General features: G+C 60.3%; 16 protein-coding genes, 1 tRNA gene and 5 pseudogenes. 12 read left to right on the top strand and 10 right to left on the bottom strand.

Annotated elements, in window-relative coordinates:
* Window positions 1-69: 69 nt before the first annotated feature.
* The 5 genes from C8024_RS04155 to C8024_RS04135 all read right to left on the bottom strand — a co-directional run bounded on the left by C8024_RS04155 (window position 70) and on the right by C8024_RS04135 (window position 7,932).
* Window positions 70-4,290 (bottom strand): DUF11 domain-containing protein, encoded by a 4,221-nt coding sequence (locus C8024_RS04155; RefSeq protein WP_173203054.1) that lies wholly within the window; start codon window positions 4,288-4,290, stop codon window positions 70-72.
* Window positions 4,287-5,168, bottom strand: coding sequence for a hypothetical protein (locus tag C8024_RS04150; protein ID WP_173203053.1), 882 nt, complete (start codon window positions 5,166-5,168; stop codon window positions 4,287-4,289). Before C8024_RS04150 ends, C8024_RS04155 begins: the two co-directional genes overlap by 4 nt.
* 65 nt (window positions 5,169-5,233) lie before the next feature.
* Window positions 5,234-6,343, bottom strand: coding sequence for a DUF11 domain-containing protein (locus C8024_RS04145; RefSeq protein WP_173203052.1), 1,110 nt, complete (start codon window positions 6,341-6,343; stop codon window positions 5,234-5,236).
* A 62-nt stretch (window positions 6,344-6,405) separates the two neighbouring features.
* Window positions 6,406-6,870, bottom strand: a complete 465-nt coding sequence (locus C8024_RS04140) for a DUF11 domain-containing protein (protein ID WP_100095090.1) — start codon at window positions 6,868-6,870, stop codon at window positions 6,406-6,408.
* A 21-nt stretch (window positions 6,871-6,891) separates the two neighbouring features.
* Complete coding sequence (locus C8024_RS04135; RefSeq protein ID WP_254305538.1) at window positions 6,892-7,932, bottom strand: hypothetical protein; 1,041 nt, start codon at window positions 7,930-7,932, stop codon at window positions 6,892-6,894.
* Window positions 7,933-8,300: 368 nt separating this feature from the next.
* On the opposite strand from C8024_RS04135, the gene C8024_RS04130 reads away from it, so the two are divergent.
* Window positions 8,301-8,374: transfer RNA gene (locus C8024_RS04130), tRNA-Asp, on the top strand.
* Window positions 8,375-8,423: 49 nt separating this feature from the next.
* Here the strand turns inward: C8024_RS04130 and C8024_RS22875 are convergent.
* The 4 genes and pseudogenes from C8024_RS22875 to C8024_RS04110 form a co-directional block, all read right to left on the bottom strand.
* Window positions 8,424-8,633: pseudogene (locus tag C8024_RS22875) on the bottom strand (DUF2842 domain-containing protein); the annotation flags it as partial.
* A gap of 14 nt (window positions 8,634-8,647) precedes the next feature.
* Complete coding sequence (locus C8024_RS04120) at window positions 8,648-9,214, bottom strand: 5-formyltetrahydrofolate cyclo-ligase (RefSeq protein ID WP_100095089.1); 567 nt, start codon at window positions 9,212-9,214, stop codon at window positions 8,648-8,650.
* Between the two features lie 228 nt (window positions 9,215-9,442).
* Window positions 9,443-9,766 (bottom strand): cell division protein ZapA, encoded by a 324-nt coding sequence (locus C8024_RS04115; protein ID WP_173203050.1) that lies wholly within the window; start codon window positions 9,764-9,766, stop codon window positions 9,443-9,445.
* Between the two features lies 1 nt (window position 9,767).
* On the bottom strand, window positions 9,768-9,956 hold the full coding sequence (locus C8024_RS04110; protein ID WP_100095087.1) for a hypothetical protein: 189 nt from the start codon (window positions 9,954-9,956) through the stop codon (window positions 9,768-9,770).
* Between the two features lie 221 nt (window positions 9,957-10,177).
* On the opposite strand from C8024_RS04110, the pseudogene tkt reads away from it, so the two are divergent.
* The 6 genes and pseudogenes from tkt (at window position 10,178) to thiE (ending at window position 16,629) form a co-directional block, all read left to right on the top strand.
* Window positions 10,178-12,180, top strand: a pseudogene (tkt, locus tag C8024_RS04105) (transketolase).
* Entirely contained in the window at window positions 12,158-13,165 is a 1,008-nt protein-coding gene (gap, locus tag C8024_RS04100) for a type I glyceraldehyde-3-phosphate dehydrogenase (RefSeq protein WP_100095086.1), read from the top strand. Before tkt ends, gap begins: the two are co-directional and overlap by 23 nt.
* Before the next feature lie 19 nt (window positions 13,166-13,184).
* Window positions 13,185-14,374, top strand: a pseudogene (gene pgk / locus C8024_RS04095) (phosphoglycerate kinase).
* 24 nt (window positions 14,375-14,398) lie between these two features.
* Window positions 14,399-15,286 (top strand): fructose bisphosphate aldolase, encoded by an 888-nt coding sequence (locus C8024_RS04090; RefSeq protein WP_100095084.1) that lies wholly within the window; start codon window positions 14,399-14,401, stop codon window positions 15,284-15,286.
* Between the two features lie 21 nt (window positions 15,287-15,307).
* The gene (locus C8024_RS04085; RefSeq protein ID WP_254305537.1) at window positions 15,308-15,877 is read left to right on the top strand and encodes an O-methyltransferase; all 570 of its coding nucleotides are present in this window, start codon (window positions 15,308-15,310) and stop codon (window positions 15,875-15,877) included.
* Window positions 15,878-15,990: 113 nt separating this feature from the next.
* On the top strand, window positions 15,991-16,629 hold the full coding sequence (gene thiE, locus C8024_RS04080) for a thiamine phosphate synthase (protein WP_173203047.1): 639 nt from the start codon (window positions 15,991-15,993) through the stop codon (window positions 16,627-16,629).
* Here the strand turns inward: thiE and C8024_RS04075 are convergent.
* Window positions 16,626-16,871, bottom strand: a complete 246-nt coding sequence (locus C8024_RS04075) for a hypothetical protein (RefSeq protein ID WP_100095081.1) — start codon at window positions 16,869-16,871, stop codon at window positions 16,626-16,628. The two genes, thiE and C8024_RS04075, sit on opposite strands and share 4 nt — an antisense overlap.
* Window positions 16,872-17,022: 151 nt before the next feature.
* On the opposite strand from C8024_RS04075, the pseudogene efp reads away from it, so the two are divergent.
* The 5 genes and pseudogenes from efp (at window position 17,023) to C8024_RS04050 (ending at window position 20,494) form a co-directional block, all read left to right on the top strand.
* Window positions 17,023-17,585, top strand: a pseudogene (efp, locus tag C8024_RS04070) (elongation factor P).
* A 124-nt stretch (window positions 17,586-17,709) separates the two neighbouring features.
* Window positions 17,710-18,527, top strand: a pseudogene (locus C8024_RS04065) (inositol monophosphatase).
* Window positions 18,528-18,631: 104 nt separating this feature from the next.
* The gene (gene ndhC / locus C8024_RS04060) at window positions 18,632-19,006 is read left to right on the top strand and encodes an NADH-quinone oxidoreductase subunit A (RefSeq protein WP_100095079.1); all 375 of its coding nucleotides are present in this window, start codon (window positions 18,632-18,634) and stop codon (window positions 19,004-19,006) included.
* Between the two features lie 47 nt (window positions 19,007-19,053).
* A complete protein-coding gene (locus tag C8024_RS04055) occupies window positions 19,054-19,569 on the top strand; it encodes an NADH-quinone oxidoreductase subunit B family protein (RefSeq protein ID WP_100095721.1) in 516 nt (171 codons plus the stop codon).
* A 142-nt stretch (window positions 19,570-19,711) separates the two neighbouring features.
* Window positions 19,712-20,494, top strand: a complete 783-nt coding sequence (locus tag C8024_RS04050; protein ID WP_173203045.1) for an NADH-quinone oxidoreductase subunit C — start codon at window positions 19,712-19,714, stop codon at window positions 20,492-20,494.
* The last annotated feature ends 32 nt before the right edge of the window (window positions 20,495-20,526 follow it).

The following is a 20,526-nucleotide window of genomic DNA, read 5'->3' as shown; positions in this document are numbered from 1 at the left end:
CCTTCTCCCTCACGGGAGAAGAAGTCGAGCTTCAAAGCCCCAGGCCGCCCAGACTTTCCTGGTCGAATTTCAGGCGGAAGGTGACGAACGGGCCGTCTCTGGTGTAGCGGCTTTCTTCAAAGTCGCGGTCGGCGAAACCGACGACATTATAGCCGACCGAAATATAGGCGTTTTTGAACGGGGTGATGCCGACGCTCGGACCGCCGGAATAGGCGACGCTGTCGAAATCATTGCCGACGCGGGCGGTGGCCTGGCCGCCGACGTCGATCGTGTCGGACAGGTCGAACTTGACGTCGCGCCGACGACATTGCTCCAGCCTTCGACATCATCCTGCCCGAAACGGTCGAACACATAGCGGCTGCCCCAGAAGAAACCATATTCCCCCGCTTCGGTGAACAGTCCGCCACCGGAATCCAGCGGGGTGTAGTTCACGCTCAGGCTGTTGATGATCCGGCGCGAGGTGACATTGCCGTCGACGAGCAGCGGCGCGCCACCGATCGGTCCGGATTCACCGGAGACCGCATTGCGCAGGCGATCCTCGCGGAATTCCAGCTTCTCGATCCATGACCACCGGCTGTCCGACGGACGATGGGCCCAGCTGGCTTCGGCTTCGATGACGCGCGAGCTCGTACCGCTCTCGTCCTTGGCGACAAATATGCTGGCCAGTGCGCCGAGCGCGCTGCCTTCGCCGATCTGCCTGAGCAAGGCAGTGGTCAGTCCGTAGCGGGTGCTGATATCGCCATCGCGATATTCGGCGCGGCTGTTCCAGCTCCAGTCGGCGTGACGGTAGGTGGCACCGGCGGTGACCGCGAGGAAATCCTCGGTCAGGGTCGCGTCATTGCCGAGGAATCCGCCCGAGGCGACCGGCTGTTCTGTGTTGATGACATCGCTGCGATCAAATCCGCTGATGGTTTCATTGCCATCCAGCGAGAAATCGACGGTCCACTTGTCGCCGATCGGAATGCTTTGCGTCAGGCCGTAAGCGGCATAGCTGCGCGGACCATATTCGGTAATTTCCTGCTGATTCATGCTGCTGACGATGCGCGCGCCGTTCCAGGGGGAGACGTCGACGCCGATGCGGGCCGTGCGGGCATCGATATTCTCGCCATCGGCAATCTCGTAGGTGCCGATGATCTTGATGTCTTCGGTAATCGCATAGCGCGCCGAGAAGCTGTGACGCGCAGGGAAGTCGATGCTTTCATCCTGTCCGCCCAGAGCGAATTCGGTTTGCGCATCCAGTTCCAGCTTGCCGTCGAACAGCCGCTGGGTAGCGCCAAGCCGGACGAGAGTGGATTCATTCACCGTTCCGTCCGACAGCCGGTCATTGGCATAGATCAGGCCGGCGCGGACAGATGTGTTGTCGGTGCGATATTCCAGCTCGGCGGTGGCGGCGCGGCGGCGCGCATCCGACATCAGGAAATTCTCCTGATAGCTGGTGAGGGCGAGTGACAGATTGTCCCGGACGCGAACCCGGCCATCAATGCCGAATTTGCGGGTTCCGCTTTCTGCGGCGTTCAGCTGTCCCAGACCATAGCCGGATGCCTGACGCCGGACATAGGCGAGAATGTCGAATTTCGAACCATGATGTTCCGCTTCGATCAGCCATGCGGTCGCCGCTTTGCCGCTGTCCGAGGCGGTGAGATCTTTCGCCTCGTTATCGGTCAGGGCGAGCTCCGCCCGGAATTCGGTCTTGAGGTCAGGCCGGTAGCGGACGTCGACGCCGAGCAAATCGGTTTTGACGCTCTCATTCTCGTCATGCACGGCGGTTGCACCGACTTTCAGCTTCTCGTCGGCAGTCTGGTAAGTGGCGCGGCCACCGGCGTTGAGATTGCGGTCGCCAACACCCAATGTTTCATATTCGGCGATGATGAACTGCGGATCGAGGGTGCTGCTGCGGCTCAGTACCGGTTCGCGGAAGCGCAAGCTACCGGCGAGATAATCGATGTCATAGTCGATATGCCGGGTCAGTTCGCGCCGTTCGACGATCTGCGCCGAGCGGAAGCGGTCGCGCGTTTCCAACGTGATCCGTTCGCTGTTGGCCAATATATCGCGGGTGGCGAGGGCATAGGGACCGGACAGGCCGTTGCCCTGGATTTCCTCGCGCCGGAAGCGGTTGGGCGAATCCGCCGCAAAAGCGTTGAGATGCACCTGATCGCTTTTATATTCCGCCTTGATGCCATTGAACGCGCGCTGGTAGCGGGCCAGTTCGGGCTCGCTGATGCCCGTCTCGTAATCGCCGAACAGGGCGTAAAACTGGGGCCGCTCCAGCTTCAGATAGAGGCGGCGGACCGATGCGGCATCATAGCGCTGCTCGCTGCGATCCGCGTAGACGGTATAATAGCTGCGCGGATCGATGACGCCCTGGAAGCGGGTTTCGTCTTCTTCCTTGTCGCTGTCATAGGCCAGCGTCATCAGCCATTTGCCCGTGACCCGGCCCTTGGCATAGAGCGCGATCCGGCCGTCGACATTGATATTGTCATCATCGTCGGCGAGATCCTCGAGCCGCTCGTCGAGCGTGTTGAAACCCAAGGTACCGGCAGCGAAGCCGACCACGGTCCATGGCCGGTCACCGGGATCAAGCCAGGTTTCGACTCGCTGGGCGCGTTCGACTTCGCCGTCCCGGAAGGGGAAGGCAATGCTCAGCGAACCGGAAGCGGTCGTCGGTGCCAGTTCGATATAGGCGATGCCTTCGTCGCCCTCGACCCGCCACACCGGCCGACCGCGTTCCAGACCGGCAAGCTGGTTGGCCTGCTGGGCATCGATTTCGATCGCCGGGGCATAAGGGGCGGGGACAGAGAAATCGCCGACCATGCCATTGCGAGCCGGCTTGCCGTCGCGGTCGGTCAGGCGCACCGCGATCACCGGGCGGGTAACGCCGTCGGCGACGAGAATGGAGCGGTCCCTGAGCAGTTCCGCGTGCAGCGGGCTGCCGGCATAATGGACCTTGCGTTCCAGTTGCTGGACCAGCTTGCCATCGCGATCGACCACGCGGGCGATCAGGATATTGGTGCGGTCCTCGATTTCGATCCCGCGCCAGGTGCTGACCCGGACCTTGCCGTTGGCGCTTTTCTTGGTGCCGTCAAAGGCCAGCGGCGTGACCGCTTTGCCATTGACCGAAAGCTCGACCCGCTGGCCGGCGTGATGCTTGATCGCGACGCGCAGCGCCTTGACCCGTGGATTATGCTCTTCTTCGGGGAACAGCCATGCAATGCCGGGCTGTTCGCCGGCAACCCAGTCGCGACCCGCGCCCGCCGCTTCGGGATCGGAAAGAAGTTCCGGCTTGTGATAGGTCTCTGCGGTCTTCATGTCTCTGGGTGCGACCTGTCTGGCCCGGAAATCCGCGCGTTTCAGCGCGCCGCCACGGCCTTCGACAAAGCGCGAAATCGCGCTGCCGGCGGCGCGCGTGTTGCGCGCGCAATCGACCAGGGCCTGATCGGCCGGGAAGGTCGACGGATCGATCTGGACCACGTGCAGTCCGGGCTTGAGGCCCTCGAAATGATAGCGGCCGTCGCTGTCGGTGACGGTATAGGTTCCGTCCTGCAGCATCACGCGGATATCGCCGATGCCCGCCGCTGTCCGGGGATCGGCGCTGCAGCCGCCGCCGGTGATGCGGCCGACAAGCGTGAATCGTTCGGAAATGCCGTCGCGAACGATGCTGACAATGGCATCGACGGTGTCGCTGGTGGTGCCGCGATCATCGCGGGCGGAAGCGAGGTTGAGCGCGTCTCCGGGCTGCGCGTCCTGGCGCACTTCGGCAATATAGGTCAGCAAGGCGCTGCCCGAAGGGGGCAGGGACGGCACTTCGACGGAGAAATCGCGGCCATTGGCCTGGACAGACGGCGTGACCAGGTCGCCATTATAGCGGACCGTGCCGGTCTTCAGCCGCATCGCGCCTGGCAATTGGTCGGAAATGGTGATCTGGCCCGTGCTCCGCAAAACGTCGGAATTCTGCACGGTAATCCGATATTGTACCGCATCTCCGGGCGCGGCCTGGGCGGTGGAGGCCGATTTGGTGATCAGCAACGGCGCGCCGGGCCGGTCCAGCGGTACATCGACACGGACCGGGGACGGATCGCTCAGGATGATGATACCGCCATAGGAGCCATCGACAATGGTGAAGGGAAGCCCGTCGGTGCGCCGCAATCCGGCCAGTTGCGCGGGCGTCGCCACCGATTCGAAACGATAGGGCTGGGGCGGCTCGACGAGCAGGCGATAGCGGCCTGCCCGGGCAAAAGGGAAACGGTAGAAGCCGTCGCGGAAATCGTAGACCGTGCCGCCGCTGTCGGTCACCATTCTCCCGAAATCACCGTGCTCGGGAACAGCGAAACCCCGTCGTCGCCGAATACCTGGGCCGGCTGGCCGGTCGCGATATCGATCAGGGTGACGCGTGCGCCACTGACCGGCGTGCCGTCACTGCTGTCGAAAATCTCGCCGAACGGATCGATCAGGATGCCGACTTTCGCGCTGCCGATCGCGTTGCCGCCCATTTCGTGGACGGTGATGTCAAAGGTTTCACCGCGTTTTACCGACAGGACGCAATCGCCCTGAACCGGGGCAGGCGGGACCGCGGCGGTGTTGATCAGGCCGACAAAGCGGCCGCTGTCGGGCGCTGTCTCGACGATATTGATCTGTTCCCGGTCGCCGGTCGGTGTGGTCAGATAGATGTCGAAGCTTTCGATCGCCCGCGGATCGAGATTGCGATTTGCCGCTTTTATCGAGATGATCAGCGGCTCACCGGCCCTGATACTGTCCGTCGGCACGACCGAGGCGGGACTTCTGGGTGTCCCGGCAAAAGCGCCGCTGAGTTCGATCGGGATGCTGCCGCGCGTGCTCCGGCACATGGTCTGTGCAATCGGGAATTGCTCGGCCCCTGGCGGGTCGGCAAAGTGGAATAGCATGACGTCCAGCGGATCGGAAGGCGGCTGGACAATCTGGATGTCTACGCGATTGGACGGTTTCTGCTGCCGCTGGCCGCCGATATCCCATTCCGCTCGCGCGATATTGCTGATCAGCGGCAGATGGTGCGCCGGTTCGACCTCGAAACCGGACGCGTGCGGCTGCTCCTCGGCAAACTCGGGCTGGGCGAGTGCCGTTGAGGCCGGCGCGCTCAGGGCGCACGCCGCCAATGCCAGACCGACTGGCTTGAAAAAGGTGGTGAATCTACCCACGAATATGGCCGGAATTCAGCGGCAAACCGGAAAAATACCGGTTTGCCGCCAAATTGCGAAAGGCTCTATTCGACCGTTACACGGAAGACGAGCGTTTCGGTCGCGCCCGAGGCAACGGTGCCAAGATTGCCCGAAACCACGCCTGAGGCCTCTGCACCGGTGCCGGTGCCGTCGGCATTACAGATGGATCCGGTGACCGTGCCTTCGGTTACCACGCCGATGACGGCCGGAACCGTCGCCGGACCGGTGGCCAGGCTGCTATAATAGGCCAAATTGGCCGGAATCGTATCCGAAATGGCCACGCCGGTTGCCGCTGCGCCGCCGGAAGCGTTGGCGACAGCGATGCAATATTCGACAATTGCACCGGGAATGGCTTTCGGATTGGTGCTGCCGTTGACCGGATCCCACAAGACACTGCTGGTTTTGGTAACCGTGATGTCCGCCGCGGATACTTCATAGGTATCCGTAGCGCTGTGATAGCCGTCGCCGGCGCCATCGGAACTACCGGTGCCCGCCGCGTCGGCAAAGACATTCTGCACTACCGAAGTGTCGTCCGCGTCACCCGAATCGTTCGAGAAGGCAAGGCCCTGCACGCCCGAACCGGTTGCCGGTAGGCCGCTGCCACCATGGGCTGCCGCCTGGCCGATCAATATGACATCCGACAGATTGCCGGTGACGACACCGCTCGGGATATTCGCCACGACGTGGATCGTCACGCTGCTGTCTTCACCGAGATTGTCGATATAGGTGATCAAAGTGTCGCTACCGTCAAAGACGCCGGCGGTGGTGCCATTGTCGAGATAGTAGGTGAGCGTGCCGGTCACGTCGAAATCGTCCGTGGCCGGTTGCTCGGCGCTCAACAACACGTCGATCGTGTCGTTGGTCTGGTTGCTGACGGTATAGGTCACCGCCTGCTGCGTCGCGTTCGGCGCGACCGATGTGTTCACCGAATCGCTTTTGGCGAGGACAAGGTTCACCTTGCGGTCGACTACAAACACGTCACTGTCGGTTTCCGCGGTCTGGCCGGTCCCCCCGACATTATATGCCACACTTACGGTATTGGTAATGCTCGTTCCTGCATCAGTGCCCAGATCTGCAGCGAACGCGGGGTTTGCACCCAGCGCCGCTACAGAAATGGTACTAGTGGCAACGAGAAGTTTCAGTATACTGGTCATAACTGTCTCCTGTTTCACTTATTTGGATCGCCTAACCCCGCGGCGATCCGGTACGGTTGCGGTCACTTCACAGTGCCGCGAAAAACCAATTTCCCTCCCGAACCTGCAGAAAGGGCACGATTGAACGTCCATTTCACATGGGTGACATCGGTCATAAGGGCAGGACGGATTTCACCGTTCGCACCCAGGTAAGTGAGGTCCGCAAGCGGCCCCCAGTTCTTGCCTCCGTCAACGGAGACAATTTCAGTGCCATCAGACGTTCCATTGAACGCCACCGCCTTCGGTAGCGGATTGGTGACAGAGAAATCCGTAGCCGGCGCGCTGCCGACATTTTTATATTTGACGACGAACACGAGCTTGTCGCCCGGTGTGACGGTCGTCGGCTCCTCGAGCACAAGCGCGGTGGTGCCGTTCGGCTTTGCCACCTTGCGTTCGACGAAAACGTCGCTCGACAGGCTGACATTATTGGCCGCGATCGCCGTGCCCGGCATGATCAGTGCTATCGCGAGAGAAATTGCTTTTATCATTTTGCTATACCCCGATTGCGTTCAGTCGACGGTGACTTGAAAAGTGATGGTGCGGGTCTGCCCGCCCGGAACCGTGCCCAGCGCCACGGCGATCGAATCGTCGGCAAAACTGCCGGCGTCGCCGTCATTGTCGGCATCACCCAGCGGTGCGCCTTCGAGCGTGATGGTTCCGGATCTGTAAGTGGTCTCGGCGGGTATATCGTCGCTGATCACCAGATTGACGAGATCGCCGGAGCCGACCGTGGTCGCGACCAGCTGATAGAGGATGACCGCGCCGGGGACCGGCTGCGCGCCGCCGAACGGATCGGTGATGGTCGCGCTTTTGGTCAGCGTGACGTCGGATGCCTGGATCACGAAAAAGCCGCTGTCGGCATCGCGCGCGCCGGTGGAACCGATCACGGCATCGCCGCCGCCATCGCCCTGTCCGGCGAATATCGTGCCGGGCGTGCCATGGCCGGTATTGGCGACTGCGGACAGCTCGATCTCGGCGCGGTCCCCGTCACCGGCGGCCGCGGGAATCGTCGACAGGATGAAAACCGCTATGCTTTCATCGGGTGCCAGCACCGGATCATTGGTGCCGGGCGTATAGAGAGTGTCGACGCCCGGATCATAGACTCCGTTGCCATTGCTATCGAGAATCGTCTGCTCGAAGACCGAATCAAATTCGTCACCGGGCTTGGCCGTGTCGGCGGACAGGGTGAAGGCTTCCGACCCGTTTCCGCTGTTGGTAACCTGATAGCTCAGTACCTGTGCAGAAAGACCAGGAGCGCTGGCCACATCACCGGGATCGCTGGAGACGACCGTGACATCAAGCAGTTCGTCGACCTTGATGGTGACCTTGTTCGAATCAATCGTGATCGGCGTGCCGCCCTCGGGCGAGTCATAAGTGGCCTGCGCGACATTGACGATGTCGGTTCCCGCCAGCGTTCCCGCTGCCTGTGCAGCAGTGGACGGCAGAGCAAGGGCAGCCGTGCCCAGCGCCAGCGCCAGACGGAGACCCGCACCAAGCGAACTTGGCGAAGGCGGTCGGCATCCCGAAAACTGTGTTTGTGCATATTCCATGCCGGCCATATGCCAAAGAAAGCAAAATATTTGGTAAACGGGAAATAAATGATGTTGGCCCGCCACCTTCCTTTAAAATCACGGAGATCTGGCGTTTTTCCCGGATCGTTAAGCAGTCATTTCGCGCTGGTTAACCCGCTGTTTACCATGATTGCGCTTAACTTCTGACCATTGCGACCGTTGATGGCTGGTTTCGGGAAATAGCGAATCCCGCTTCGGCAGCTTGCGGCAGAAAGGCTATGTCAGGAGGGGCAAATGCGTCGCGGAGAGAAATTTCGAGAAATATATAGAATAATCGAAAGAGTGTTGTTGACAGGGATGCACCGCTCTTATACTTGCGCTGCTCCACCGCCTATAGAGGCACATAAGCGGGTGTAGCTCAGTTGGTTAGAGCGCCGGCCTGTCACGCCGGAGGTCGCGAGTTCAAGTCTCGTCACTCGCGCATTTCCCTTGTTTTCCGGGAAATGGCGCCAAGACCCCGTATTCATCCAGGTCAATAATGGACGCATCGGGAAGATCCACGCAATTCCGAGAATCACATAGACTGGCAATTGCAGCCAGAAGTTCAGCGCGCTGATCCTTTCGATCAGGGTGACCGCGATTCCGCACCACAACAGGATCAGCACCAGTATCAGGATCATGCCCGCCGGCTTGCGCCAGCTGGGTTGGTCTTTCGGCTGGCTGTCGGTTTCTGGCGTCATGGCGTCATCCTGTATCATTCGATTATTTCGCATTCCGTTACGATCATCTGCAAGGGCAGGTCGTGCGCTTCGGTCGGTATCTCGTCGGCTTCCTGAACCGACCAGGCCAGGCCGATACGGGGTATATCGGGATATCGGGCAAAGCTGCGGTCATAATAGCCACCACCCTGGCCGAGGCGCCGCAGCGACCGGTCAAAGGCAACGAGCGGGGCTATGATCACATCAGGATCGACCAGCGGGCAGGAATCGTCCGGTTCGGGGATGTCGCGGAAGCCGCATTCCAGCAGCTCCGGGCCGGTCACCATCCGGAATTCCAGTGCGCCGCTATCCATCACGCGGGGAAAGGCGATATTGACGCCGGTCTCGGTCAGATATTCGACCAGCCGCTCGGTGGGCGCTTCGCTGCCTACGCTCCGGTAAAAGGCGATTGTCTTTCCGGGAGCAAGCAGGCGGGCCAGAGGGGAGGGTGGACGGCGAAAGGACAGATTGCGGCTGGCCCCGTCCAATTGCCCGACAAAGCTGTCGCGCCGCCTTCTATATTCTTTACGTAGTTTCTGCTTTTTCTCTTTTAAGCTACTCAAAAGAATGTCTTTCTTTGGGAAGGTGACGGGACCGTCTCGGTCGTTGGCCGGAAAATCCTCTGACGCCTATTACGTCAGGTGGGCGCCATATGCATCGGACCCGACTGCAAAACAGTCCGCAATCCGGGCAGGGACAGCTCCCTAGGAAGTTATATCGCCTCAGGGATGTTCGTATCTAGCTCGTGCCAGACAGTACCCGTCACACCCTATCTAGGCGCGATGGGGGTGTTACTCAAGACTGTTCGCCAATTGTTCGGCGCGATCTGCCAGTTTTTCCAAGGCGGCAATGGCCTTTTCGTCCATCGGGTCGGGTTTGGCCGGCGCGTCGGCTTGGACAGGCGCGGCATTGTCGGATTGCGCGCTGTGCAGCTCATCGGCGAGCAGCAGCGAAGTGAACAGCAGCATACGGCTTTCGGTCAGGCCGGCCGGATCACCGGATTCACGGGCTTTTCCGTCGACCATTGCGGCCAGTTTCGTCAGATGGGCTTCTTCGCCGTCCTGGCAGGTCACCATGAAGGAGCGTCCGCCGATTTCCAGTTTCATTTGCGCCATGTCAGTGCTCCTGCCGCTCGATCAACCCGTCTATCGTCCGGATGGCCTGCTTCATTTCTGCTTTGAGCGCCTCGTGGCGCGCTTCCAGTGCCGGGTCTATATTGGCCTCAGGCCTGTTCTTGGCCGATTCTATGCGACTGAGCGCCCGTTCGATCCGGCCGATGGCCAGGATGACACGTTCATTGTCCATGAGCATTTTCCAAAGCTTGTTCCCAACAGGTCAGTTCCTGTCTTTCGTTGCTATCAATCTATTCTGACGCCGTAAACACCGGATGATGAAAAGCGGTCCTTGACGCCGCCTCGCTGGATCATCAAAGGAAGAGGCAAAATAGCGAATCGCGGCATTCCGTTGCGTTTTTTCACGCGTCCAATCCAGGGGATCAGACTAGATATGACCGTTACCGAAAAAGCATGGCAAACGCCATCAGAGCGCTCTCCATGGATGCGGTACAAGCGGCAAACAGCGGCCATCCAGGGATGCCGATGGGCATGGCGGACGTGGCCACGGTCCTGTTCAGCGATTTTCTGAAATATGATCCGAAAGCCCCGAAATGGGCGGATCGTGACCGTTTTGTCCTGTCGGCCGGCCATGGCTCGATGCTGATCTATTCGCTGCTCCATCTGACCGGCTATGCGCGGCCCACGCTGCAGGATATCAAGGATTTCCGCCAGCTCAGCTCGCCCTGCGCCGGCCATCCGGAAAATTTCAAGCTGGAAGGCGTCGAGACGACAACCGGGCCGCTGGGGCAGGGCTTTGCCACCGCAGTGGGCATGGCGATTGCCGAGCGCCATCTGAACGCGACCTTCGGCGATGATCTGGTTGATCACAAGACCTGGGTGATTGCCGGTGACGGCTGCCTGATGGAAGGGATCAACCATGAAGCGGTTGGTCTGGGCGGACATCTGGGGCTCGGTAGACTTAATGTTCTTTGGGATGATAATGGTATAACTATCGACGGTGGAACGGAATTATCGACCAGTGAAGATATTCCGGCACGCTATCGGGCGTCCGGATGGCACGTCGTGTCCTGCGATGGCCATGACTTTGACGATATCCGCCGGGCGCTGAAGGAAGCAGAAGCCGATCCGCGGCCTTCGCTGGTCGCCTGCAAGACGGTCATCGGCTATGGCGCCCCGACCAAGCAGGGCACCTCGGCGACCCATGGCGCGCCGCTCGGCGACGAGGAAATCGCTGGCACCCGTGCCGCGCTCGGCTGGGATGCAGAGCCTTTTGTCATTCCGGACGACATAAAGGCGGCATGGCGCAAGCTGGGAGAGAAGGGCGCTGCGGTGCACGCGGACTGGGACGCGCGGCTGGAAGGCCATGCGCAGGCCGCCGAGTTCAAGCGCCGTATGGCCGGTGAGCTGCCGGAGGGCAATGCGATGCAGGCCTATATGGAAGGCTTGGCCAAGGATCCGCCGAAATGGGCGACTCGCAAATCTTCCGAAATGGCGCTCGGCGCGATCACCGAGGTTCTGCCCGAAATGATCGGCGGCAGTGCCGATCTGACAGGTTCAAACAATACCAAAACTCCTTCCACCAAGCCACTGACAAAAGACGATTATTCGGGTCGCTATATCTATTATGGCATCCGCGAGTTCGGCATGGCGGCGGCGATGAACGGGATGGCGCTGCACGGCGGTATCATTCCTTATGGCGGGACATTTCTGGTGTTCACCGACTATTGCCGCGGCGCTATGCGGCTTTCCGCGATCCAGACGCCCGGGCCATCTATGTGATGACCCATGACAGCATCGGTCTTGGCGAGGATGGTCCGACCCATCAGCCAATCGAGCATGTCCAGAGCCTGCGCCTGATGCCCAACATGCACGTCTACCGGCCCGCCGACGCCATCGAAACGGCGGAATGCTGGGCGCTCGCTATCAAGCGCGCCGATGGTCCCTCGACACTGGCCCTGACCCGCCAGGGCCTGGCGCCTATCCGCGATGACGTCAGCACAAACCGCTGCGAACAGGGCGCTTATCGCGTCAAGTCGGCGGAAAATGCGAAGCGGGTCGTGCTGATTGCAACGGGTTCGGAAGTATCGCTGGCGCTGGCGGTTGCCGAGAAGCTGGAGGCTGCCGGTACCGGCGCGGATGTCGTGTCGATGCCTTGCACCGAATTGTTCGACGAGCAGTCTGCCGAATATCGCGGCGACCTGCTGGGCGGCCCGGATATGTTGCGGGTTTCTATCGAAGCGGGGACAACCTTCGGCTGGGAACGTTATACCGGCCTGGACGGGCTGCGCTTTGGCATCGACAGCTTTGGAGCATCGGCGCCGATCAATGACCTTTTCGAGCATTTCGGGCTGACCGCAGATGCCATCACCCCGCAAATACTAGAAAAATTGGCTGAACACAGCCAGCAAGTTCGCATGCAAAGGAGCAAAATTGATGACAAAAGTAGCAATTAACGGATTTGGCCGGATCGGCCGTCTGGTCGCCCGCGCGATATTGGAACGCGAAGATGACGGTCTCGAACTGGTCGCGATCAACGATCTGGCGGACGCCGAATCCAACGCTCTGCTGTTCGCCTATGACAGTGTGCATGGCCGTTTCCCCGGCGAAGTGACCGCCCATGGCGATCATATCATGGTCAATGGCAAGAAAATCGCGGTGACCTCTGAACGCAATCCCGGCGATCTGCCGCATGGCGACATGGGCGTGGACATCGTGCTCGAATGCACCGGCTTCTTCCAGTCCAAGGATGCGGCACAACCGCATATCGACGCCGGCGCGAAACGCGTGTTGATCTCCGCACCGGCCAAGGGTGACCTGAAAACGGTCGTCTACGGCGTCAACCACGACGTCCTGACGTCATCGGATATCATTGTTTCCAATGCGTCCTGCACGACCAACTGCCTCGCTCCGGTTGCTAAGGTGCTGCACGACACGGTGGGCATCGAGCGCGGTTTCATGACCACGATCCACAGCTATACCAACGACCAGCGGATGCTCGACCAGATGCACAGCGACATGCGCCGTGCCCGCGCCGGTGCGGTCAACATGATCCCGACGACCACCGGGGCTGCCCGCGCCGTCGGTCTGGTGCTGCCGGAACTGAACGGCAAGCTCGACGGCTCGTCCGTCCGCGTGCCGACCCCGAATGTCAGCCTGGTCGATCTGGTGATCACGCCAAGCCGCGACACCACGGTCGAGGAAGTCAACGGCGCGCTGAAAGCCGCTGCCGAAGGCGCGATGAAGGGCGTGCTGGTCTTTGAAGACAAGCCGCTGGTGTCCAGCGACTTCAACCATCAGCCGGCCAGCAGCTCGGTTGACAGTCTCGAAACCACGGTGATGGACGGCAAGCTTGTCCGCGTCGTCAGCTGGTATGACAATGAATGGGGCTTCTCCAACCGCATGATCGATACAGCCAAGGTCATGGCGGGCTTGCTCTAACTCACAAAGGTTCTGATTAATGTCAGCTAATAGCTTCAAAACGCTTGATGATATCGGTGATGTTCGGGGGAAGCGCGGCCTGGTCCGCGTCGACCTGAACGTCCCGATGGCGGACGGCAAGGTAACCGACGACATGCGCCTGAAGGCCCTGATGCCGACGGTCACCGAATTGGCTGACAAGGGCGCGAAGCTGCTGTTGCTCGCCCATTTCGGACGCCCGAAAGGGGAATATGTAGCCGAATATTCGCTCGAACCCGTGGTCGCCCCTCTGGCGGCGGTCCTGGGCCGGGACGTCGGCTTCATGCAGAAACCCGACCAGGCGGCCATCGATGCCTTGCCCGAGGGCAGCATCACCGTGCTGGAAAACAGCCGCTTTGCGCCGGGCGAGGAGAAAATGATCCGGCGATGGCCAAGGCGATCGCCGCTTTCGGTGACTTCTATGTCAACGATGCCTTTTCGGCGGCGCACCGCGCGCATGTGACGACCGAGGGGCTGGCGCATCTGCTGCCATCCTACGCCGGCCGTTCGATGGAAGGTGAACTGACCGCGCTCGACAAGGCGCTGGGCAATCCCGAGCATCCGGTGGCCGCCGTGGTCGGCGGGGCGAAAGTCTCCAGCAAGCTCGACGTGCTGCGGCAGATGGTCGAGAAGGTCGATCATCTGATCATCGGCGGCGGCATGGCCAACACCTTTCTGGCGGCGCGCGGCGTCGATGTCGGCAAGTCCCTGTGCGAGCATGAGCTGGCCGACACCGCCAACGAAATTTTGGCCGCAGCGGACGCGGCCGACTGCACCGTGCATCTGCCTTATGATGTGGTGGTGGCAAAGGAATTCCGCGCCAATCCGCCGACCCGTACGGTCAATGTCCACGAGGTCGAGGCCGATGAAATGATTCTCGATATCGGGCCTGCTGCCGTCGAGGCGCTGTCCGATGTATTGAAGACCTGCAAGACTCTGGTCTGGAACGGTCCGCTCGGTGCGTTCGAGACGCCGCCGTTTGATAGTGCCACGGTCGCGTTGGCGAAAACCGCCGCGGCCCTGACCAAGGAAGGGCAATTGCTCTCTGTCGCAGGGGGTGGCGATACGGTCGCCGCGCTCAACCATGCCGGCGTTGCCGATGATTTCAGCTTTGTATCGACCGCAGGAGGCGCTTTCCTTGAATGGATGGAAGGCAAGCCTCTGCCCGGCGTCGAAGCGCTAAACCAATAATATTGAACATATCAGGAAATGAAAATGGCGAATAGTGAAATGATGAGCAAGATCGAGAATGGCCAAGGCTTTATTGCCGCACTGGACCAGAGCGGTGGCTCGACGCCCAAGGCCCTGGCCGGTTACGGCATCGGTGCCGATTCATTCTCCAATGACGACGAGATGTTCGGCCTGATCCACAAGATGCGCAGCCGGATCATCACCTCGCCCAGCTTCGGCAATGGCAAGGTGATCGGCGCGATCCTGTTCGAAAAGACGATGAATGGCGATGCTGGCGGCAAGCCGGTGCCCGAAGCGCTCTGGGATCGCGGCGTTGTGCCCTTCCTGAAAGTCGACAAGGGTCTCGAGGACGAGGCCGATGGCGTCCAGCTGATGAAACCGATCCCCGATCTTGCCGACCAGTGCAAGCAGGCGCTGGCAAAAGGTGTTTTCGGCACCAAGATGCGGTCGGTGATCAACAAGGCCAATGCGAAGGGCATCGCGGCGATCGTCGCCCAGCAATTCGACTTCGGCAAGCAGATCCTGGCCAACGGGCTGGTGCCGATCATCGAACCGGAAGTGAATATCAAGAGCGAGGAGCGGGCCGAATGCGACAAAATCCTGCTCGGCGAACTGAACAAGCATCTCGACGCGCTGGCCGATGACCAGCGGGTGATGCTGAAATTGTCGATTCCGGTCGAGGCCAATCTCTACAAATCGCTGGTCGATCATCCCAAGGTGGTCCGGCTGGTGGCGCTTTCCGGCGGCTATTCCACCGAGGAAGCCTGCGCGGAACTGGCGAAGAATGAAGGCATGATCGCCAGTTTCAGCCGTGGCTTGCTGCAGGACCTGCGGGTTTCGCAGAGCGACGAGGAATTTGATGCCGTGCTCGGCGGCGCGATCGACAAGATTTATCGCGCTTCGATAGCCTGACCGGAGGGCCCGGGCTTGTCCATGTCCGATCCCGCCTGGTCTGCTGTCGACGATTATATCGTCGACAAGCTGATCGGCGAGGACGCTACACTGGAAACGGCGCTCGCGAATAACCGGCGAGCGGGCCTGCCGCCGATCGACGTTTCCCTGGCGCAAGGCAAGATGTTGCAGTTGCTGGCACGTGGCGTCGGGGCGAAGCGTATTCTGGAGATCGGGACGCTGGGCGGTTATTCATCCATCTGTCTGGCCCGCGCGCTGGATGAGGACGGCGTGCTGGTCACGCTGGAGCTCGAAGGCGACTATGCAGCCGTGGCGCGCGGCAATCTCGACCATGCGGGCGTCGGCCATCGCGTCGATATCCGCGTTGGGCCGGCCTGCGACACGCTCGCCGGCATGTGCGCCGAGGCGGAGACCGCTTTCGACTTTGTCTTCATCGATGCCGACAAGGATAATTATCCCGCCTATCTGGACTATGCGATCCGCTTGTCCCGCCCGGGCACGATGCTGATATTCGACAATGTCGTGCGGGCAGGCGAGGTGATCGATCCGCGGTCCGGCGATCCGAAGGTGGCCGGTACCCGCGCTGTATGACGCGCTGCAGGATAATCCGCGCATAGATGCCACGGCGATGCAGACAGTGGGCAGCAAGAAGTGGGACGGTTTCCTGCTCGCCTTGGTCCGATGAAGGCGCTAGAAGACGGAAAATGAACGACATTCCCTGCCAGCTATATCTGATTTCGCCACTGGATGTCGGCGGACCCTTTCCCGACCGTCTGCGCGAAGCGCTGCAGGCCGGACCTGTCGCGGCTTTCCAGTTCCGCGTGAAGGATGTCGACCGGCAGGAAGCCGCGCGGCTGGCCGAGCCGCTGAAAGCGATCTGCGACGAATTGGATGTAGCCTTCGTCGTCAATGACGATGTCGCGCTGGCCCGGCAACTGGGCGCGGATGGCGTGCATCTGGGACAGGCGGACGAGAGTCTGAAAAATGCCCGCGAGACATTGGGCAATGATGTCCAGATCGGCATCACCTGCCACGACAGCCGCCATCTGGCGATGGAAGCAGGAGAGGGCGGCGCCAATTATGTGGCCTTTGGCGCTTTTTTCCCGACCAGCACGAAGGAAACCCATCACCGGCCTGAACCCGAACTGCTCCAATGGTGGTCCGGGATGATGGAAATACCCTGCGTCGCTATCGGCGGAATCACGGCAGAAAACTGCCAGCCTCTGATCGATGCGGGTGCGGATTTTCTGGCAGTGAGCGGCGCGGTGTGGAATGACCCGGCCGGCCCCGGGGCGGCGGTCAGGAAATTTGCCGAAATATTGGAGAAGACTCCGGCCGGTTAGGACGAACCGTGGGTCTTGCCGATATTGGACGACAGATATTGGGCGACGAAACTGCTGACCGACGGCGGGACGAAATTGGGCATTTGTTCCATGTCGCGCAAATAGCCCTCGGTCTCCTTGAACGAGTGCATCCGTCCATTGGCAATCGAATAGCCGAACAGGCCGGCCGCCAGCGCGGTTTTGCGCCGTGGGGTCGCATTTCTGTAGTTGCCGCGCAAGCGTGTCATCTCTGTTTGTGCCATGCCCTGTTCCTAGCCGCAGCGCGTTTCGGCGTATTGTATGAAAAAGACCTGTGGTGTGATCGCACCGCTTTCGGTGTCACCGGGCTTGCCTATTAGGGGCCAGCAGATTACAGCGCCGCTCAATCAAACATTCTATCGAGCGAGACAAGCGATGAAAATCAGCGGTGTGGATATCCGTCCGGGCAATATATTGGAATATGAAGCGGCCTCTGGAAGGTTGCCAAGATCCAGCATACGCAGCCGGGCAAGGGCGGCGCCTATATGCAGGTCGAGATGAAGAATCTCGTCGACGGTCGCAAGACCAACGTTCGTTTCCGCAGCGCCGATACGCTCGAGAAGGTTCGTCTCGACACCAAGACCTTTCAATATCTTTTCGCCGATGGCGACCTGCTGACCTTCATGGACAAGGAAAATTACGAGCAGATCACCTTGCCCGCCGATCTGCTGGGCGAAGCGGTCGAATTTTTGCAGGACGGCATGGACGTACAGCTGGAACTTTATGACGAAAAGCCGATCTCCGTGGCGCTGCCCGACCAGATCGAGGCCGAGGTTGTCGAAGCTGACGCTGTGGTCAAGGGGCAGACCGCTTCTTCCAGCTACAAGCCTGCCGTGCTCGACAATGGCGTCCGCGTCATGGTGCCGCCGTTCATTTCGGCCGGCACGCGGATCATCGTCGATGTTTACGCCCGCGAATATGTTGGCAAGGCCAGCTGACCAAATATCCTCCCGCTTGCGGGAGGGACCAGGGCGGGCACGACCATATTGCTCGCCTGCTCTTTGAAAAACAGATAGACCCACCCCAAGCCCTTCCCGTAAACGGGACGGGGGAGACATTAAAATGCCAGCACATTCCGCCCTTATCACCGTCATGGAGCGCGCCGCGCGCAAGGCGGGATCGCGCCTGCGCCGCGATTTCGGCGAAGTAGAGCATCTGCAGGTGTCCAAAAAGGGCCTGCCGACTTTGTTTCCAAGGCCGACATGCGCGCCGAGCGGATTCTCTACGACGAATTGCTGAAAGTCCGTCCCGGCTGGGGCTTCGTGCTCGAAGAGGGCGGCATGATCGAGGGCGAGGAAGGCAAGCCGCGCTGGATCATCGATCCGCTCGACGGCACCTCGAATTTTCTCCACGGCATTCCGCATTTCGCCATTTCGATCGCGGTTCAGGAGCGCTCGCTCGACGGGCGCGGCTGGGGCAAGATTACCAGCGGCATGATCTACGAACCGCTCACCGATCTCACCTGGTGGGCGGAAATGGACAAGGGCGCATGGCTCGGTGAGCGCCGTTTGCGCGTCTCGGCCCGCCGCGATCTGTCGGAAGCGCTGATTGCCACCGGAATCCCTTTCAAGGGCCATGGCGATCTGGGCGAATGGGCGCGGATCTTCGGCGCCGTGGCACCGCAGGTCGCCGGGATCAGGCGCAATGGTTCGGCCGCGCTCGATCTCGCCTGGCTGGCTGCCGGCCGCTATGACGGTTTCTGGGAAGCCGGTCTGAAAGTATGGGACGTTGCAGCCGGGATATTGATGGTTCGCGAAGCGGGCGGTTTTGTCACCGACTATACCGGCGGCGACCAGCCGATCGGGCAGGGCGAAATATTGGCATCGAACGAAGCGCTGCACAGCAAGCTGCACCGGATATTGGCAAAGTCGCTGCTCTAACTGCGAACGCCTCGCAAAAGGCCGCAATTTTAGCCACTTCACCCTTGCGGCATGGGGAGCCACTGCCTAAAAGCGGCCCCGAATATTAGCGAAACGAGTCATCAGTGGTCGATCTTTCCGAATATGCACCGATATTATTGTTCCTGTTCGTAGCGGCAGGTCTGTCCACGGCCTTTGTGTTCCTGCCGATGGGTGTCTCCCGTCTCACCGGAACCCATAATCCGAGCGCCGAGAAGCTCTCGGAATATGAGTGCGGTTTTCCCGCCTTCGAAGATTCGCGCAGCCAGTTTGACGTCCGCTTCTATCTGGTCGCGATCCTGTTCATCATTTTCGACCTGGAGGCAGCCTTTCTGTTCCCCTGGGCCGTTTCGCTTGAACTCACCGGCTGGGTCGGCTGGACGACAATGATGGTATTTCTTGCCGAGCTGGTTATCGGCTTTGCATATGCCTGGAAAGTAGGAGCGCTGGAGTGGGATTAGAAACTGGCACCAGTGGTTCGGCCATATTGAACGCAGACGGCACGCCGATGCGTCCCGATACGCAGCCTGACGAGGCGTTTTTCAAGGACCTGAATTCGGAAGTGAATGACAAGGGCTTCCTTGTCACTTCTACCGAGGAATTGTTCCAGTGGGCCCGGACCGGTTCGCTCTGGTGGATGACATTCGGTCTTGCCTGCTGTGCGGTCGAGATGATCCACGTCAACATGCCGCGCTACGATATGGAGCGTTTTGGTGCTGCCCCGCGTGCCAGTCCGCGCCAGTCCGACGTGATGATTGTTGCCGGAACCCTCTGCAACAAAATGGCGCCGGCCTTGCGCAAGGTCTATGACCAGATGTCCGATCCGAAATATGTGATCTCGATGGGCAGTTGCGCCAATGGCGGCGGCTATTATCATTACAGCTATAGCGTTGTCCGTGGCTGCGACCGGATCGTTCCGGTCGATATTTACGTGCCCGGATGCCCGCCGACCGCAGAGGCCTTGCTCTACGGCGTGATGCAATTGCAGCGGAAGATCCGCCGCATCGGGACGTTCGAGCGGTGAGTATGACCTTCCATTATAATCCGTTCGCACTGAGCTTGTCGAAGTGCGCTCGTGGTCCTGAGATGTCCTTCGACAGGCTCAGGACGAACGGTATCTCCACTAACGGTCTCTCGACTTCGCTCGAGACGAACGGGGTTTTCTAATGGCTCATTCCGCACCAGCTATCTCCAGTAACGCCGGCGTTGCCGCCAAGCTTGGCAAGGCGATCGGCGCTGCCCTGATCGACACGGTCGAGGCCTATGGCGAAATCAGCTTCACCGTCGAGCGCAAGAAGCTTGCCACGGTATTGGAAAAGCTGCGCGACAAGCATGAATATCAGCAGTTGATGGAAATTGCCGGCGTCGACTATCCGGATCGCGCCGAGCGGTTCGAGGTCTGCTATCATCTGCTCAGCCTGACGAAAAACCACCGCATCCGCGTCAAGGTCACGACCGACGAGGACAATGCGGTACCGAGTGTTACCCATATCTGGGAAGTTGCCGGCTGGCTCGAGCGCGAAGTGTTTGACATGTATGGCGTTCTGTTCGACGGCAATACCGATCTGCGTCGCATCCTGACCGATTATGGTTTTCAGGGCCACCCGTTCCGCAAGGATTTCCCGCTGACCGGCTATGTCGAGATGCGCTATTCCGAGGAAGCCAAGCGCGTGGTTTACGAACCGGTGAAGCTGGCGCAGGATTTCCGCAGCTTCGATTTCATGTCGCCCTGGGAAGGTGCGGATTACATCCTGCCCGGCGACGAGAAGGTGGGCGGTGAAGCGCCGCCGCCGACACCGAAGACCACGGACGACAAGAAAGATACCGGCGCCGGCGAAAAGGCCGACAAGGAGGCTGCCAAGCCTTCGAAGCGGAAAGAGGCTGCGGCGAAGAAGCCTGCTCCGAAGCGGACAAAGTCGGGTACGCAAAAGAAGGGGGAGGGCAAGTGAGTTTCCGGCCCGCAAACCCGTTCGTCCTGAGC

The sequence above is a fragment of the Sphingopyxis sp. BSNA05 genome (genome assembly GCF_013265645.1).
In the GTDB taxonomy this organism is placed as follows: Bacteria; Pseudomonadota; Alphaproteobacteria; order Sphingomonadales; family Sphingomonadaceae; genus Parasphingorhabdus.
Note: the sequence above shows the minus strand (reverse complement) of the source record. Positions and strands in the feature narration are given on the sequence as shown.